This is a genomic window from Moorena sp. SIO3B2 (assembly GCF_010692525.1).
Lineage (GTDB): Bacteria > Cyanobacteriota > Cyanobacteriia > Cyanobacteriales > Coleofasciculaceae > Moorena > Moorena producens.
The window spans coordinates 31,944-33,874 of sequence record NZ_JAAHHE010000054.1 but is presented as its reverse complement, the minus strand read 5'-3'; the positions used below and the strand labels follow the sequence as shown (position 1 = coordinate 33,874).

The 1,931-nt window shown below is 43.8% G+C and carries 4 protein-coding genes; 1 reads left to right on the top strand and 3 read right to left on the bottom strand.

Annotated elements, in window-relative coordinates:
• On the top strand, positions 1–252 hold a 252-nt coding region (locus F6K38_RS15005), incomplete at its 5' end, for a hypothetical protein (RefSeq protein WP_287356850.1).
• Positions 253–259: 7 nt separating this feature from the next.
• Here F6K38_RS15005 and F6K38_RS15000 read toward each other — a convergent pair.
• The 3 genes from F6K38_RS15000 to F6K38_RS14990 form a co-directional block, all read right to left on the bottom strand.
• Positions 260–1,219: an Rpn family recombination-promoting nuclease/putative transposase gene (locus tag F6K38_RS15000; protein ID WP_287356848.1), complete on the bottom strand. Its 960-nt coding sequence runs from the start codon at positions 1,217–1,219 to the stop codon at positions 260–262.
• 72 nt (positions 1,220–1,291) lie between these two features.
• The gene (locus tag F6K38_RS14995) at positions 1,292–1,615 is read right to left on the bottom strand and encodes a XisI protein (protein ID WP_287356846.1); all 324 of its coding nucleotides are present in this window, start codon (positions 1,613–1,615) and stop codon (positions 1,292–1,294) included.
• The coding region (locus tag F6K38_RS14990; protein WP_287356844.1) for an element excision factor XisH family protein at positions 1,603–1,931 on the bottom strand (329 nt) is incomplete at its 5' end. The genes F6K38_RS14995 and F6K38_RS14990, both read right to left, overlap by 13 nt.

The following is a 1,931-nucleotide window of genomic DNA, read 5'->3' as shown; positions in this document are numbered from 1 at the left end:
TTCAGCCCGGATGGACAGAGGCTGGCCACTGCTTCATTAGACAAAACTGCCAGAATTTGGAAGGTTGAAAGTTTAGGTGAGCTGCTGCGTCGGGGCTGTGAATTGCTGGAAGATTACTTTGTTAGGAATCCTGGAGCTAAGGAGAAGTTATGGGTATGTTGGGAAGAGGGAACAGGGAACAGGGAACAGGGAATAGGCAAGAGGCAAGAGGCAATAGGCAAGAGGGAACAGGGAACAGGGAACAGGGAATAGGGTTTGTTCACAACTGATCAATGTCATCCACACTCAAACCAGTATATTGAGCAATATCCTTTAGAGGTAACCCTGCTGCCTTCATCTGTTTAACAACCTTTTGTATACCTGCTTGTTCACCTGCTTGTTCACCTTCAAGTCTACCTTGTTCGAGACCCTGTTCGAGACCTTCAAGTCTACCTTGTTCAAGACCCTGTTCGAGACCTTCAAGTCTGCCTTGTTCGAGACCTTCAAGTCTACCTTCCTGAATCAAGGTTTGATTAACACTGTACATATCCCGGTAGACCTTCAGACTATCCTGGTACAGGGCTTGCTCTTCAGAGGAGAAATTGGCAATCTCGGCCACCTCAAATAGCTGGGCAAACACATCCCCTTGCAACGTTTCTGGGGGAGCATTACAGCTGGCGAGATGCCTCAATAAAAATAACCACTTATCAAAATGGGTTTCTAGTTGATCAACAGATTTAGTAAATTTCGGGAGTTCCACATAGATGAATTTCAACTTATCGTAAAACACTTCACACCGCTGATTTTTTAGCTCTACCACATGCAACAGTTCTGAATCGTGCTTATGGTCATCAAAACTAAAATCCAGAATACCCACGGTGTAGACTGCCGTTAGCTGATAATTCCAATTTCCCTGTTGCGCCTGTTCTTGGATGGGAAAAGTGGCATAGTAGACACTGCGGTCTTTGAAGAACGTTTGTTTTGCCTTTTGCATTTCCACAATGAAGCGTTCACCGGTTGTGCTCTGACAATAAATATCAAAAATTGCTCTTCTGTCCACTAAGGTCTTACCCAAGAACTCTGGATTCTTAATGGTGACATCCTGAATCTGATGCTGGGGAGGCAGCAGAGTATTCAAGAAGTCGATCAACAGTGCCTTATTTGGCTCAGTGCCAAAGACGCGCTTAAAGCCGAAATCCGTGAGCAGATCAATGTATTTATCTGGCAAGGGGAAAACCATATCAAATATCTCCCTATTTCCGGATTGGGTGCATCTGTTTTATTTTACTAAAAAACTCTGGAGCTCTTGCCCCTAGTCTTCCATCGCAGCAGCAATAAGTTGGCGGACGCTGGGAGAGCGAAATCCCAGTATAATATCTTTGGCAGAAACACCCCGCTCAATCAATTCACGATCGATATAAATCTCCGTACTATTGTGCTGTATCCAGATTTGACCTTCGATTAGCTCAAGATGCATGGCACAGCCATAGATCCGGTACTCATTACGCCATTCGTTGTGGAAAACCAGATAACGATCCCGTTCTCTATCAAAGATAAGTTGAGCATTGATATCATAACTGGCAAAGCTTTCTAAAAATTCGCAGGTAATCTGACGATATTGATCTAATTTATCCATTGGTCAATCACCTCATGGTTCGCATCGTAAACAATTAACCGGACTTCATATCGTTCAATCACAGTTTTGGCAGGTTCAAATCTGATGAACATTTGGTAGGTATCTTTGGGAATCGCCAGATACAAAATGCGTTCTGGCTCATCAGATATTTCTAAAGCAATCCGATAGTTAAGAAACTGACCAAGAGCGGTGTGAAATTGAGAGATAGTTGAGCCACCGGCAAAGCTTTTAACCTCCACTGCTATTTTACAACCTTCTTTCTCAGCAGCGATCGCTTCTTCTGCAGCCAGATCGATATAGATATCAGCCATGCCGT